Here is a 13,684-nt window from a genome sequence, read left to right on the forward strand (position 1 = left end):
ACATTCACCATCATCACGATGGAATGCTCATTTCTAAGCTTTCAACAAACAGAAGCAGTAGTGGTGGAGCCAAACGGGATCGAACCGTTGACCTCCTGCGTGCAAGGCAGGCGCTCTCCCAGCTGAGCTATGGCCCCGTATTTCTACAGGTTCCCACACAAAATTGGTGGGTCTGGGCAGATTCGAACTGCCGACCTCACCCTTATCAGGGGTGCGCTCTAACCAACTGAGCTACAGACCCAATTTCGGGCTGCTTCTTATCGTCTTCTTCAATGAATCAAGCAATTCGTGTGGGAACTTATGGAGCAGCTGATGTCGTCGATTAAGGAGGTGATCCAGCCGCAGGTTCCCCTACGGCTACCTTGTTACGACTTCACCCCAGTCATGAATCACACCGTGGTAACCGTCCTCCCGAAGGTTAGACTAGCTACTTCTGGTGCAACCCACTCCCATGGTGTGACGGGCGGTGTGTACAAGGCCCGGGAACGTATTCACCGCGACATTCTGATTCGCGATTACTAGCGATTCCGACTTCACGCAGTCGAGTTGCAGACTGCGATCCGGACTACGATCGGTTTTCTGGGATTAGCTCCACCTCGCGGCTTGGCAACCCTCTGTACCGACCATTGTAGCACGTGTGTAGCCCAGGCCGTAAGGGCCATGATGACTTGACGTCATCCCCACCTTCCTCCGGTTTGTCACCGGCAGTCTCCTTAGAGTGCCCACCATTACGTGCTGGTAACTAAGGACAAGGGTTGCGCTCGTTACGGGACTTAACCCAACATCTCACGACACGAGCTGACGACAGCCATGCAGCACCTGTCTCAATGTTCCCGAAGGCACTCCGCTATCTCTAGCAGATTCATTGGATGTCAAGGCCTGGTAAGGTTCTTCGCGTTGCTTCGAATTAAACCACATGCTCCACCGCTTGTGCGGGCCCCCGTCAATTCATTTGAGTTTTAACCTTGCGGCCGTACTCCCCAGGCGGTCAACTTAATGCGTTAGCTGCGCCACTAAGAGCTCAAGGCTCCCAACGGCTAGTTGACATCGTTTACGGCGTGGACTACCAGGGTATCTAATCCTGTTTGCTCCCCACGCTTTCGCACCTCAGTGTCAGTATCAGTCCAGGTGGTCGCCTTCGCCACTGGTGTTCCTTCCTATATCTACGCATTTCACCGCTACACAGGAAATTCCACCACCCTCTACCATACTCTAGCTTGTCAGTTTTGAATGCAGTTCCCAGGTTGAGCCCGGGGATTTCACATCCAACTTAACAAACCACCTACGCGCGCTTTACGCCCAGTAATTCCGATTAACGCTTGCACCCTCTGTATTACCGCGGCTGCTGGCACAGAGTTAGCCGGTGCTTATTCTGTCGGTAACGTCAAAACACTAACGTATTAGGTTAATGCCCTTCCTCCCAACTTAAAGTGCTTTACAATCCGAAGACCTTCTTCACACACGCGGCATGGCTGGATCAGGCTTTCGCCCATTGTCCAATATTCCCCACTGCTGCCTCCCGTAGGAGTCTGGACCGTGTCTCAGTTCCAGTGTGACTGATCATCCTCTCAGACCAGTTACGGATCGTCGCCTTGGTGAGCCATTACCTCACCAACTAGCTAATCCGACCTAGGCTCATCTGATAGCGCAAGGCCCGAAGGTCCCCTGCTTTCTCCCGTAGGACGTATGCGGTATTAGCGTCCGTTTCCGAGCGTTATCCCCCACTACCAGGCAGATTCCTAGGCATTACTCACCCGTCCGCCGCTCGCCACCAGGTACAAGTACCCGTGCTGCCGCTCGACTTGCATGTGTTAGGCCTGCCGCCAGCGTTCAATCTGAGCCATGATCAAACTCTTCAGTTCAAACATCTTTGGGTTTTTAAGAAACCCTAAACTTGGCTCAGCAATCGTTGGTTACATCTTTGATTTCTCGCGGAGTAACTTGTGATGCTGATAATCTTGTTGACTATCAGTCTGACTCCACAAGCACCCACACGAATTGCTTGATTCAGTTGTTAAAGAGCGGTTGGTTAAGATCTTTCGTCTCAACCGAGGCGCGCATTCTACAGCAGCCTCTGTTGCTGTCAAGCGGTTATTTTAAGAAGTTTTCAAAGTTTCCTTTGCAACTTCAACCACTTGCGCTTACGATCTCTCGTTAGCGGGAGGCGAATTCTACAGCGTTACTCGCTGCTGTCAACACCTCTTTTTCTCCGCTTTCGACCGAGAAGATCGAATCGTTAAAAGAGCCAAACCACCTCGCTCTTTCAACTCCTTCTGGGCTTCGATGACCTTAAGCAACTCGCTGTCGAAAACTGCATAACTCGTTGTTTACCAAGGAGTTTTCCGTTTCGACTGCGCCGGAAGTGGGGCGAATTATAGACTTCCAGAATCTGCCGTCAACACCTATCTTCACAATTCTGTCATATAGGTGAAAACAGCCCCTGAAACGCAAAGGCCGGCCCCAAGGGGCCGGCCTTCTTCCCTTCTACTTACAAGCTAGGGAATGCGAACTGCGAAGCTTCATGGCTCGCCCGTTGTGGCCAGCGCTGGGTAATGGCCTTGCGACGGGTGTAGAAACGCACGCCATCCGGACCATACGCATGCAAGTCGCCGAACAGCGAGCGCTTCCAGCCGCCAAAGCTGTGATATGCCACCGGTACCGGCAGCGGTACGTTGACGCCGACCATACCGACTTCGATCTCGTCGCAGAACAACCGCGCCGCTTCCCCATCACGGGTAAAGATGCAGGTGCCGTTGCCATACTCGTGATCGTTGATCAGCTGCATCGCCTCTTCCAGGCTGTTAACCCGGACAACACACAGCACCGGCCCGAAGATCTCTTCTTTATAGATGCGCATTTCTGGTGTGACGTTGTCGAACAGGCAGCCACCCAGGAAGAACCCTTCCTCATGACCGGCCACGCTCAGACCACGACCGTCGACCACCAAAGAAGCACCGGATGAAACACCGTCTTCTATATAGCCACTGACTTTGTCGCGAGCCTGACCGGAAACCAGCGGCCCCATGTCCAGACCGCATGAAGTACCGGCACCGATTTTCAGCGCCTTGATCTGCGGTACCAACTTGGCCACCAGCGCATCCGCCACCTGGTCACCGACGCACACAGCCACCGAGATCGCCATGCAACGTTCACCGCAAGAACCATAAGCCGCGCCCATCAATGCGCTGACCGCGTTATCCAGATCCGCATCCGGCATCAGCACCGCATGGTTCTTCGCGCCACCCAGTGCCTGAACGCGTTTACCGCGCTTGGTGCCTTCGGCGTAGATGTATTCGGCAATCGGCGTCGAACCAACGAAGCTCAATGCTTTGACTTCTGGCGCTTCGATCAGCGCGTCCACCGCAGCCTTGTCGCCGTGCACCACACTCAGCACACCTTTAGGCAGGCCGGCTTCCAACAGCAATTGAGCAATCAACAGCGTGGAGCTTGGATCACGCTCGGACGGTTTGAGGATGAAGCAGTTGCCGCAAACGATCGCCAGCGGATACATCCACAGCGGCACCATGGCCGGGAAGTTGAACGGAGTAATACCGGCCACCACGCCCAACGGCTGGAAGTCCGACCAGGCATCAATGTTCGGGCCAACGTTACGGCTGTATTCGCCCTTGAGGATTTCCGGTGCCGCGCAAGCGAACTCAACGTTCTCGATACCGCGCTTCAATTCGCCGGCAGCATCTTCCAGCGTCTTGCCGTGCTCTTCGCTGATCAGCTGAGCAATACGCGCTTCGTTCTGCTCCAGCAGTTGCTTGAAGCGGAACATCACTTGAGCACGCTTGGCCGGCGGAGTGTTACGCCAGGCCGGGAACGCAGCTTTGGCCGAGTCGATGGCTTTTTGAATGGTTTCGCGGCTGGCCAATGGCAGCTTGTGAATTGCCTGGCCAGTGGACGGGTTGAACACATCGGCCGTGCGACCTTCTTCGGTCACCAGTTCGCCATTGATCAAATGCGGGATAAGGCTCATGCAGCACTCCTGAAAAGTTGTCCACAGGCGCCCTTCAAAGGGCGCCTCCATATAGAGAGGGGAAAATCAGTCGATTTTGTTCAGCACTTCGCCGACCGCGTCGAACAGACGATCAAGGTCTTGCGGCTTGCTGTTGAAGGTTGGGCCGAACTGCAGGGTGTCGCCGCCGAAGCGCACGTAGAACCCGGCTTTCCACAGGGCCATGCCGGCTTCGAACGGACGCACGATGGCGTCGCCGTCACGCGGCGCGATCTGGATCGCACCGGCCAGGCCGTAGTTACGAATATCGATGATGTTTTTCGAGCCCTTCAGACCGTGCAGCGCATTTTCAAAATGCGGCGCGACTTCGGCCACGCTCTGCACCAGGTTTTCCTTTTGCAGCAGGTCGAGTGCTGCCAGGCCAGCAGCGCAAGCCACCGGGTGCGCGGAATAGGTGTAGCCGTGCGGGAATTCCACCGCGTACTCAGGCGTCGCCTGGTTCATGAAAGTCTGGTAGATCTCGGAGCTGGCAATCACCGCGCCCATCGGAATCGCGCCGTTAGTGACTTGTTTGGCGATGCACATCAGGTCCGGGGTCACGCCGAAGCTGTCAGCGCCGAACATCGAACCGGTACGGCCGAAACCGGTGATCACTTCGTCGAACACCAGCAGGATGTTGTGCTGATCGCAGATCTCGCGCAGACGTTTGAGATAACCCTGTGGTGGCACCAGTACGCCAGCCGAACCGGCCATTGGCTCGACGAACACTGCAGCGATGTTCGAAGCGTCATGCAGCTCGATCAACCTGAGCAGCTCATCCGCCAGGGCGATACCGCCCTCTTTCGGCATGCCACGGGAATAAGCATTGCTCGCCAGCAAGGTGTGCGGCAGGTGATCGACGTCCATCATCGCCTGACCGAACATTTTGCGGTTGCCGTTCACGCCGCCGAGGCTGGTGCCGGCGATGTTCACGCCGTGATAACCACGTGCACGGCCGATCATTTTGGTCTTGGTGGCCTGGCCTTTCAGACGCCAGTAAGCACGAACCATCTTCACCGCCGTGTCAGCACACTCGGAGCCCGAGTCAGTGAAGAACACATGATTCAGATTGCCCGGGGTCAGGTCAGTGATTTTCTCAGCCAGCTGGAACGACAGCGGATGGCCGTACTGGAAGCCCGGCGAGTAATCGAGGGTACCCAATTGCTTGGCGACCGCTTCCTGAATTTCCTTACGGGTATGCCCGGCGCCACAGGTCCACAAACCAGAGAGCGAGTCGTAAACCTTGCGGCCCTTGTCATCGATCAGCCAACTGCCTTCTGCCGCCACGATCAGTCGCGGATCGCGCTGGAAATTACGGTTGGCGGTGTAGGGCATCCAGTGAGCATCGAGCTTGAGCTGGCTGGCCAGGGAAGTCGGGTTGTTTTCAGGCAAGTTCATGGGCAAAACCTCGCAGGGCAATAAGCGGCATAGAGATCAAAAGCGTTCTTGCAGCTAAATTGCCACGAGGATAAAGTCGGTGAAATCCAACTCTTCTAACGTTCAGTCAGGTCATTACTAAACTATGAGCAGCCGTCGCCCCGATCCGCTGGCGCAAGTCAGTGACTTTGATATCCGCCTGCTTCGGATCTTTCGCAGTGTGGTGGAGTGCGGCGGCTTCTCCGCAGCGGAGTCGGTGCTGGGGATCGGCCGCTCGGCCATCAGCCAGCAAATGAGTGATCTGGAACAGCGCCTCGGTCTGCGTTTATGCCAACGCGGTCGTGCTGGGTTTTCCCTGACCGAGGAAGGCCGCGAGGTTTACCAATCGGCCTTGCAGCTATTAAGTGCGCTGGAAAGTTTCCGCACCGAGGTCAACGGCCTGCACCAACATCTGCGCGGCGAATTGACCATCGGCCTGACCGACAACCTGGTCACCCTCCCCCACATGCGCATCACCCACGCCTTGGCGCAATTGAAGGAACGCGGGCCGGACGTGCAGATCCAGATCCGCATGATCGCGCCCAATGAAGTCGAACAAGGCGTGCTCGACGGTCGATTGCATGTCGGCGTGGTGCCGCAAGCCAGCGCGCTGTCGGGGCTGGAATATCAGCCGCTCTATAGCGAACGCTCGCTCCTGTATTGCGCGGTTGGTCATCCGTTGTTTTATGTCGACGATAAACAACTGGATGACGAGCGCCTCAATAGCCAGGACGCCATCGCCCCGACTTTCCGTTTGCCCGCAGAAATCCAGGCCCACTACCAGGCGCTCAATTGCACCGCCAGTGCCTCGGACCGTGAAGGCATGGCGTTCCTGATCCTCACCGGACGCTACATCGGCTACCTGCCGGACCACTACGCCAGCCTCTGGGTGCAGCAAGGCCGATTGCGTGCGCTGAAACCAAAGGTGCGTTTTTATGACCTGAGCCTTGCATCGGTCACGCGCAAGGGCCGTCGCCCGCATTTGGTGCTGGAAAGCTTTTTGGAGAGCCTGGCTGCGACACGCTAGAAAGTCCTGGGGTTTTATCGCGTCAGGACTTGTCTGATGCCTGTGGGTGCGCTATCAACGCACTGGTTGCACCCACCCACCTGTTCGGAAGTGCCTATGACCTTTGAAGTCCCCGCTCACGGCGGCAAACCTGCCAGCCGCATTCGTCAGAAGAACGAAGAGACCATCATCAAAGCCGCCGAAGACGAGTTCGCCCGTCACGGGTTCAAAGGCACCAGTATGAACACCATCGCCCTGAATGCCGGGTTGCCCAAGGCGAATCTGCATTACTACTTCACCAACAAACTCGGTTTGTACGTGGCGGTGTTGAGCAACATCCTCCAGTTGTGGGACAGCACCTTCAACACCCTGACCGCGGAAGATGATCCGGCCGAAGCGCTGACGCGTTACATCCGCGCCAAGATGGAATTCTCCCGTCGCCAGCCGCAAGCCTCGCGGATCTTCGCGATGGAAGTCATCAGCGGTGGCGAATGCCTGACCGAGTACTTCAACCAGGACTATCGCGCCTGGTTCCAGGGCCGGGCGGGCGTGTTCCAAGCGTGGATCGACGCCGGGAAAATGGACCCGGTCGACCCGGTGAACCTGATCTTCCTGTTGTGGGGCAGCACTCAGCATTACGCCGATTTCGCCACACAGATCTGCCGTGTCAGCGGGCGCACCAAGTTGACCAAGCAGGACATGGAAGACGCCGGCAACAACCTGATCCGCATCATTCTCAAAGGCTGCGGCCTGACGCCAACGATCTAAGACACTTATGCCTTTTACCCTCAGCGGTTTTTGCGAGTACCGCGAAGAGATTCGCAAAAGCCGCTTCATCACTTTCGCCGCGCCGATCAGCAGCCCTGCTGAAGCCCAGGCGTTCATCGAACAGCACAGCGATTTGAATGCCTCGCACAATTGCTGGGCCTGGAAACTTGGCGAGCAATACCGCAGCACTGACGATGGTGAGCCCGGCGGCACCGCTGGCCGACCGATTCTGGCGGCAATCGACGCGCAGGATTGCGATCAGGTCGCGGTGCTGGTGATTCGTTGGTATGGCGGCATTCAACTCGGCACCGGTGGCCTCGCCCGGGCGTATGGCGGCGGCGCCAACAAGTGCCTGCAAGCGGCGGCAAAGGTTGAACTGATCAGTCGGGTGTCGGTGAGTTGTGCCTGTGCGTTTGCAGAGTTGCCGCTGGTGAAGCTTCGGGTGGCGGAACTGGGTGGCTTGGTTGTGGAAGAAACGTTCACGGCCAACGGCGTAGAACTGCAATTGGCGATCGGCGAAAGCCAGATAGACACCCTGCAGACGCAGCTGGCGGATCTGAGTCGCGGACGCATTTTGTTGCAGCACTAATCGCACCAATAACGTTCGCAGCCCTTTCGTCGAACCGGTGCATTTGCCCACATCTACTGTGCACCCGGCTGTGGATAACCTGAGCACACCCGGCTGCAACCCTTCTGTCATGCGGCTTTGCGGGCTTTGCTCACTTTTCGACCAATCCGCCATCAAAAAAGCTAAATCCACGTAAAAACAATCAGTTAGAGCGGTTTATCACCTTTAGAAGAAAGCCACACAGTGCTTATGCCCGAGCTTCGGGCTTGCGCACAAATACTGTGGAGCAATCTGTGGATAACCCGTTCATGGCTGTCGCCGCCCCATGTCCGGCGTGGCTTGTCGTCGGTTGCTCGTTTTTTGATCAAACACCCTGAGCAAAACCGGAGCCTGATCAACGACGTTGCCCTCAAGTGGTGCCTGGTTCGGGATCGACATAGGGCAAGCCGTCGTCTTCCAAGCCTTTGCCTGTAACGCTGTTGAGTTTTCCTGACTCAATGGCCAGAAAATTGCTTTGTCCACAGGCATCACTTCAATCGACCCGAGCCTGTCATGCCCAACCCCGTGCCGATCCCCGATCCAACACCTCGTCTGCAACTGCGCAGAATCAGCAAGCGCTACCCCGGTTGCCTGGCCAACGACGCTATCGATCTGAGCATTGCACCCGGCGAAATCCACGCCCTGCTCGGCGAAAACGGCGCGGGCAAAAGTACGCTGATGAAGGTCATCTACGGCGTCATCCATGCAGACTCGGGAGAGATGATCTGGCAAGGGCAACGCGTGACCCTGCGCAACCCGGCTCAGGCTCGGGGGCTGGGAGTCGGTATGGTGTTCCAGCATTTCTCGCTGTTCGAGACGCTAAGCGTGGCGCAGAACATTGCCTTGGCGATGGGCGCGGCGGCTGGCACACCGAAGCAGCTTGAGCCGAAAATCCGTGAAGTCTCCCGGCGTTACGGCATGGCGCTGGAGCCGGAGCGACTTGTCCACAGCCTGTCGATCGGTGAACGCCAGCGGGTGGAAATCATTCGTTGCCTGATGCAGGACATCCGTCTGCTGATTCTCGATGAGCCGACCTCGGTGCTGACTCCGCAAGAGGCCGACGAATTGTTCGTCACCCTGCGTCGACTGGCCACCGAGGGCTGCAGCATTCTGTTTATCAGCCACAAACTCGGTGAAGTTCGCGCGTTGTGCCACAGCGCCACGGTGTTGCGCGGCGGTCGGGTGGCCGGGCATTGCGTGCCGGCCGAGTGTTCGGATCGGCAACTGGCGCAGTTGATGGTCGGCGAAGCCGCTGCGCTGATTACGGATTATCCGAAAGCCACTGGCGCTAATGCATTCCTGAACGTGACGGGCTTGTCCTGGCACAACCCGGATCCGTTCGGCTGTTCGCTGAAGGACATCGGGCTTGAAGTGCGCAGTGGCGAAATCGTCGGCATCGCCGGGGTTGCGGGCAATGGTCAGGATGAGTTGCTGGCCCTGCTCAGTGGCGAAGAACCGCTCAGCCGCAACGACGGCGCAACGATCAATTTCGCCGGGCAACCGGTGGCGCACTTGCGGCCGGATGCACGGCGCAAACTGGGCCTGGCCTTTGTCCCTGCTGAACGTCTGGGTCATGGTGCGGTGCCGGACCTGAGCCTGGCTGACAACGCCCTGCTCACAGCCTTTCAACAAGGGCTGATCAGCAACGGCCTGATCCAGCGCGGCAAGGTCGAAGCGCTGGCCGAAGAAATTATCCGCCGCTACGGGGTGAAGACACCCGACACCCAGACACCGGCCCGCAGCCTGTCCGGCGGCAACTTGCAGAAATTCATCCTCGGCCGGGAAATCCTGCAGCAACCGAAACTGCTGGTGGCCGCGCACCCGACCTGGGGCGTGGACGTCGGCGCTGCCGCGACCATTCACCGGGCGCTGATTGCCTTGCGCGACGCCGGCGCGGCGATCCTGGTGATCTCCGAAGACCTCGACGAACTGTTCCAGATCAGCGACCGCCTCGGCGCTTTGTGCGGTGGTCGATTGTCACCGCTCAAGCCCACGGTCGACACCCGCCTGATCGAGGTCGGCGGCTGGATGGCCGGCGAGTTCGACGCTCCTCAATCACGTGCAATGGTTTAACGGAGTTTCACATGCTGCTTTCTCTCGAACCTCGTGGCCACCAATCGCGCCTGATGCTGTGGTGCTCGCCGTTGCTGGCGGCTGTCCTGACGTTGGGCTGTGGCTCGCTGCTGTTTATTGCGCTGGGTCACGATCCGCTGCTCACCCTGCACACCTTGCTGATCGCACCGGTCAGCGACTTGTATGGCGTCTCCGAACTATTGGTCAAAGCGCTGCCGATTCTGCTTTGTGCATTGGGTCTGGCGGTGGCGTACCAAGCACGAATCTGGAACATCGGCGCCGAAGGTCAGTTGCTGCTCGGTGCGCTGGCCGGCAGTGCATTGGCGGTGAACATCATCGGTATGCAAAGCCGCTGGGCGCTGGTGCTGATCCTGCTCGTCGGTACCCTGGCCGGTGCCGCGTGGGCCGGGCTGACGGCGTGGTTGCGCACGCGTTTCAATGCCAATGAAATCCTCACCAGCATCATGCTCAATTACATCGCCCTGAACCTGCTGCTGTTCTGCGTGCATGGGCCGCTAAAGGATCCGGCGGGGTTCAACTTTCCCGAATCAGCGATGTTCGGTGATGCCAGCCGATTGCCGCTGCTGATGGAGGATGGCCGGGTCCACATGGGCGTGTATTTCGCCTTGCTCGCGTTGGTGGCGGTGTGGGTGTTGCTGCAGAAAAGCTTTGTCGGGTTCCAGATCAAAGTCCTCGGGCTGGACAAGCGTGCTGCGGGTTTTGTCGGCTTTCGCGAGAAGCGGCTGATCTGGCTCGCGCTGTTGATCAGCGGAGGATTGGCGGGGCTGGCCGGGGTGTGTGAAGTCACCGGGCCGATCGGCCAACTGGTGCCGCAAGTCTCGCCCGGTTACGGCTATGCCGCGATCACCGTGGCGTTTCTCGGGCGACTCAATCCCATCGGTATTCTGTTTTCCAGCCTGCTGATGGCGCTGCTGTACATCGGCGGCGAGAGCGCGCAGATGAGCATGAATCTGCCGCAAGCAATCACCCAATTGTTCCAGGGAATGATGCTGTTTTTCCTGCTGGCCAGTGACGTGCTGATTCTCTACCGACCGCGCTTGAACCTGCGCTGGACCCGTCGCGCACAAGCCACCGCCGTACACGCAGGAGCGCTGTGATGGATATCGATCTGCTGAGCAATATTTTCTACGCCATGGTCCGCTGCGGTACGCCGTTGCTGTTGGTGGCGCTGGGTGAACTGATCTGCGAGAAGAGCGGCGTTCTGAACCTCGGCCAGGAAGGCATGATGCTGTTTGGTGCGGTGATCGGTTTTATCGTCGCGTTGAGCAGCGGCAACCTGTGGCTCGGTGTGTTGCTGGCGATGCTTGCCGGGATGCTGTTGTCGTCCCTGTTTGCGCTGGTGGCGCTGGTGTTCAACGCCAATCAGGTGGCCACCGGGTTGGCGCTGACGATCTTCGGCGTGGGCCTGTCGACCTTTGTCGGCGCGGCGTGGGTCGGTAAACCGCTGGCAGGTTTTGAGCCGGTGGCGATTCCTTATTTGAGTGAAATCCCGCTGATCGGGCGGATGCTGTTTGCGCAGGATCTGTTGGTGTATGTGTCGTTCGCGTTGTTTGCGCTGGTGACCTGGGTGATTGTGAAAAGTCGCGTCGGGCTGATCATTCAGGCGGTCGGGGAAAACCCGGATGCGGCCAGTGCCATGGGCTTTCCGGTGTTGGGCGTGCGCACGTTGGCGGTGCTGTTTGGTGGGGCGATGGCTGGATTGGCCGGGGCCTATTTGTCGCTGGCTTACACGCCGATGTGGGCGGAGAACATGAGCGCCGGCCGGGGCTGGATTGCCCTGGCACTGGTGGTGTTTGCCAGTTGGCGGGTGTGGCGGTTGCTGCTGGGAGCGTATCTGTTCGGACTCGCCAGCATCCTGCATTTGGTGGCGCAGGGGTTGGGGCTGGCGATTCCGTCTAGTCTGCTGGCGATGCTGCCGTATGTCGCGACCATTGTGGTGTTGGTGCTGTTGTCGCGAGATGCGCTGCGTACACGGTTGTATGCGCCGGTGTCGTTGGGGCAGCCGTGGCGGGCCGGGCATTAGGGGTTAGCCGGACGGGCCTATTCGCGAGCAAGCCCGCTCCCACATTTGGACCGAGTCGAGCCTGGATTTTGTGATCAACCCACATCTACTGTGGGAGCGGGCTTGCTCGCGAAAGCGCCCGAACAGGCAACACCTGAGCTACGCCCCACGCCAATTCAAAGAACAGGAAAATCACCAATAGCGAACTCCCGCCATGAGCCAAGGCATAAGCCTGCCAGGCTGCAAACAAAAACCGCCCCACCGCGTCATACCGCCCAAACACCTGCTGCGGATCCCGAATCCGCAGCACCGCCCACACGCAGACAATCGACCCCAACAAATTGGCCATCAGCATGTGCATCGGCTCAAACGGTGGCAACTCGCCGGACAAGTTGAACGCCTGACTCACGCTCAACAAAACTCCATGCAACGCCGCAAAACTCCACGGCGTGACAAACGCCACCATGACGATCAAGTCATACCAGGCGCTACCCTTCACCAACCGGCGATATTGCGTTGAAGTCCACATCCGTCTTGCTCCATAAATTCAGGGAGCAACAAGGCTAAAGCCTGGAGTATGCTCCAGGGTCAAGCCCTCTCGAGATGTCATGATGCGCATCGGTGAATTAGCCCAAGCCAGCGCCGTCAGCCGCGACACGCTGCGCTTCTACGAGCAGCGCGGGTTGATTGCGGCGCAACGCAGCGCCAACGGTTATCGCGACTATCCGGCGGACATGGTGCAACTGGTGCAGTACATCAAGACCGCTCAGCGATTGGGCTTTACCCTCGGCGAGATCGGCAACAGCGTCGCCGCGATATGGCAGTCGCCCGATCCGGACAGCGCCGTCACGCAATTGCTGCAAGACAAACTCAAACTGATCGAAACTCGCATGGCCGAACTCGACGCGTTGCGTCAGGAGTTGCAGCAACGGCTCGGCCAGCGTTGTCCATTGAATCCGTGATCCTCATTTATCAAGGAAGCCACTTATGTCTACGGCAAAAACCGCACTCATCATCGGTGCCTCCCGGGGTTTGGGCCTCGGTCTGGTGAAAACCCTGCTGGCCGACGGTTGGCAGGTCACCGCCACCGTACGCAACCCGCAGAACGCCGAAGCCCTGCAGGCCTTGGGCAAGGTGCGGATCGAAAAACTCGACATGGACGATCAGCAGGCGGTCATCGCCCTGAGCCAACAACTCAAGGGCGAAGTGTTTGACCTGCTGTTCGTGAATGCCGGGGTCAAAGGCCCGGAAGTTCAAACGCCGGGCGGCGCGACCCTGGCCGAGGTCGGCCAACTGTTCTTCACCAATGCGGTGGCGCCGATCAATCTGGCTCAACGCTTTGTCGGGCAGATTCGTCCGGACAGCGGCGTGCTGGCGTTCATGAGTTCGGTGCTGGGCAGCGTGACCATGCCGGATGCACCCGAGCTGGCGTTGTACAAGGCCAGTAAAGCGGCGCTGAACTCGATGACCAGCAGCTTCGTCACTCAGTTGGGCGAGCAGAAACTCACCGTGCTGTCGCTGCATCCGGGTTGGGTGAAAACCGACATGGGCGGTGAAGGTGCCGACATTGATGTGGAAACCAGTACGCGCGGATTGGTCGATCAGGTGAATGCGTATACCGGCAAGGGCGGGCATCATTTTGTGAATTACCGGGGTGAAACCATTCCCTGGTAACCCCCCCTTCCCCTGTGGGATTTGTGTTGTCCTGTCGGGCGAGGCTTGTCTGCCGAGCTTTTTTGATTGAAACTCCGCACCTCGTCCCCGCGGCGACCCTGGATCAGCAGACAGGGT

At 58.2% G+C, this 13,684-nt stretch carries 11 protein-coding genes, 2 tRNA genes and 1 rRNA gene; 8 read left to right on the forward strand and 6 right to left on the reverse strand.

What is annotated here, in order from left to right:
• Positions 1-61: 61 nt before the first annotated feature.
• The 5 genes from ACSQ87_RS28130 to ACSQ87_RS28150 all read right to left on the reverse strand — a co-directional run bounded on the left by ACSQ87_RS28130 (position 62) and on the right by ACSQ87_RS28150 (position 5,398).
• Positions 62-137: transfer RNA gene (locus ACSQ87_RS28130), tRNA-Ala, on the reverse strand.
• Between the two features lie 27 nt (positions 138-164).
• A tRNA-Ile gene (locus ACSQ87_RS28135) sits at positions 165-241 on the reverse strand.
• 82 nt (positions 242-323) lie between these two features.
• A 16S ribosomal RNA gene (locus ACSQ87_RS28140) occupies positions 324-1,862 on the reverse strand.
• A 626-nt stretch (positions 1,863-2,488) separates the two neighbouring features.
• On the reverse strand, positions 2,489-3,982 hold the full coding sequence (locus tag ACSQ87_RS28145; protein ID WP_223433635.1) for a CoA-acylating methylmalonate-semialdehyde dehydrogenase: 1,494 nt from the start codon (positions 3,980-3,982) through the stop codon (positions 2,489-2,491).
• Between the two features lie 66 nt (positions 3,983-4,048).
• Positions 4,049-5,398, reverse strand: a complete 1,350-nt coding sequence (locus ACSQ87_RS28150) for an aspartate aminotransferase family protein (protein ID WP_436274835.1) — start codon at positions 5,396-5,398, stop codon at positions 4,049-4,051.
• 124 nt (positions 5,399-5,522) lie between these two features.
• Here ACSQ87_RS28150 and ACSQ87_RS28155 point away from each other — a divergent pair, with 124 nt between their 5' ends.
• The 6 genes from ACSQ87_RS28155 to ACSQ87_RS28180 all read left to right on the forward strand — a co-directional run bounded on the left by ACSQ87_RS28155 (position 5,523) and on the right by ACSQ87_RS28180 (position 11,914).
• Positions 5,523-6,443 (forward strand): LysR family transcriptional regulator, encoded by a 921-nt coding sequence (locus ACSQ87_RS28155; RefSeq protein ID WP_046044702.1) that lies wholly within the window; start codon positions 5,523-5,525, stop codon positions 6,441-6,443.
• A 96-nt stretch (positions 6,444-6,539) separates the two neighbouring features.
• Positions 6,540-7,190 carry a TetR/AcrR family transcriptional regulator gene (locus ACSQ87_RS28160; protein WP_046044703.1) on the forward strand — a complete coding sequence of 217 codons (651 nt, stop codon included), beginning with the start codon at positions 6,540-6,542 and terminating at the stop codon, positions 7,188-7,190.
• Between the two features lie 7 nt (positions 7,191-7,197).
• Positions 7,198-7,779 carry an IMPACT family protein gene (locus ACSQ87_RS28165; RefSeq protein ID WP_223433634.1) on the forward strand — a complete coding sequence of 194 codons (582 nt, stop codon included), beginning with the start codon at positions 7,198-7,200 and terminating at the stop codon, positions 7,777-7,779.
• 531 nt (positions 7,780-8,310) lie between these two features.
• Entirely contained in the window at positions 8,311-9,870 is a 1,560-nt protein-coding gene (locus tag ACSQ87_RS28170) for an ABC transporter ATP-binding protein (protein WP_223433633.1), read from the forward strand.
• Between the two features lie 11 nt (positions 9,871-9,881).
• Positions 9,882-10,988, forward strand: coding sequence for an ABC transporter permease (locus ACSQ87_RS28175; RefSeq protein ID WP_436274836.1), 1,107 nt, complete (start codon positions 9,882-9,884; stop codon positions 10,986-10,988).
• Positions 10,988-11,914 (forward strand): ABC transporter permease, encoded by a 927-nt coding sequence (locus ACSQ87_RS28180; RefSeq protein ID WP_436274837.1) that lies wholly within the window; start codon positions 10,988-10,990, stop codon positions 11,912-11,914. The genes ACSQ87_RS28175 and ACSQ87_RS28180 overlap by 1 nt, the downstream gene beginning before the upstream one ends.
• 85 nt (positions 11,915-11,999) lie before the next feature.
• Here the strand turns inward: ACSQ87_RS28180 and ACSQ87_RS28185 are convergent, their stop codons facing one another.
• Positions 12,000-12,422 (reverse strand): hypothetical protein, encoded by a 423-nt coding sequence (locus ACSQ87_RS28185; protein WP_436274838.1) that lies wholly within the window; start codon positions 12,420-12,422, stop codon positions 12,000-12,002.
• An 82-nt stretch (positions 12,423-12,504) separates the two neighbouring features.
• Between ACSQ87_RS28185 and ACSQ87_RS28190 the strand changes: the two genes are divergently transcribed.
• Positions 12,505-12,855, forward strand: a complete 351-nt coding sequence (locus ACSQ87_RS28190; RefSeq protein ID WP_223433636.1) for a MerR family transcriptional regulator — start codon at positions 12,505-12,507, stop codon at positions 12,853-12,855.
• A gap of 25 nt (positions 12,856-12,880) precedes the next feature.
• Positions 12,881-13,567 (forward strand): SDR family oxidoreductase, encoded by a 687-nt coding sequence (locus ACSQ87_RS28195; protein ID WP_150656521.1) that lies wholly within the window; start codon positions 12,881-12,883, stop codon positions 13,565-13,567.
• Positions 13,568-13,684: the final 117 nt, after the last annotated feature.

The organism is Pseudomonas sp. LjRoot277 (genome assembly GCF_964253845.1).
Taxonomy (GTDB): Bacteria; Pseudomonadota; Gammaproteobacteria; order Pseudomonadales; family Pseudomonadaceae; genus Aquipseudomonas.

Excerpts from the sequence above, each read along its gene's own strand:
- ACSQ87_RS28190 (WP_223433636.1), top strand. The coding sequence starts at position 12,505 with ATGCGCATCGGTGAATTAGCCCAAGCCAGCGCCGTCAGCCGCGACACG.
- ACSQ87_RS28195 (WP_150656521.1), top strand. The coding sequence starts at position 12,881 with ATGTCTACGGCAAAAACCGCACTCATCATCGGTGCCTCCCGGGGTTTG.
- ACSQ87_RS28155 (WP_046044702.1), top strand. The coding sequence starts at position 5,523 with ATGAGCAGCCGTCGCCCCGATCCGCTGGCGCAAGTCAGTGACTTTGAT.
- ACSQ87_RS28145 (WP_223433635.1), bottom strand. The coding sequence starts at position 3,982 with ATGAGCCTTATCCCGCATTTGATCAATGGCGAACTGGTGACCGAAGAA.
- ACSQ87_RS28165 (WP_223433634.1), top strand. The coding sequence starts at position 7,198 with ATGCCTTTTACCCTCAGCGGTTTTTGCGAGTACCGCGAAGAGATTCGC.
- ACSQ87_RS28160 (WP_046044703.1), top strand. The coding sequence starts at position 6,540 with ATGACCTTTGAAGTCCCCGCTCACGGCGGCAAACCTGCCAGCCGCATT.
- ACSQ87_RS28185 (WP_436274838.1), bottom strand. The coding sequence starts at position 12,422 with ATGTGGACTTCAACGCAATATCGCCGGTTGGTGAAGGGTAGCGCCTGG.
- ACSQ87_RS28150 (WP_436274835.1), bottom strand. The coding sequence starts at position 5,398 with ATGAACTTGCCTGAAAACAACCCGACTTCCCTGGCCAGCCAGCTCAAG.
- ACSQ87_RS28180 (WP_436274837.1), top strand. The coding sequence starts at position 10,988 with ATGGATATCGATCTGCTGAGCAATATTTTCTACGCCATGGTCCGCTGC.
- ACSQ87_RS28175 (WP_436274836.1), top strand. The coding sequence starts at position 9,882 with ATGCTGCTTTCTCTCGAACCTCGTGGCCACCAATCGCGCCTGATGCTG.
- ACSQ87_RS28170 (WP_223433633.1), top strand. The coding sequence starts at position 8,311 with ATGCCCAACCCCGTGCCGATCCCCGATCCAACACCTCGTCTGCAACTG.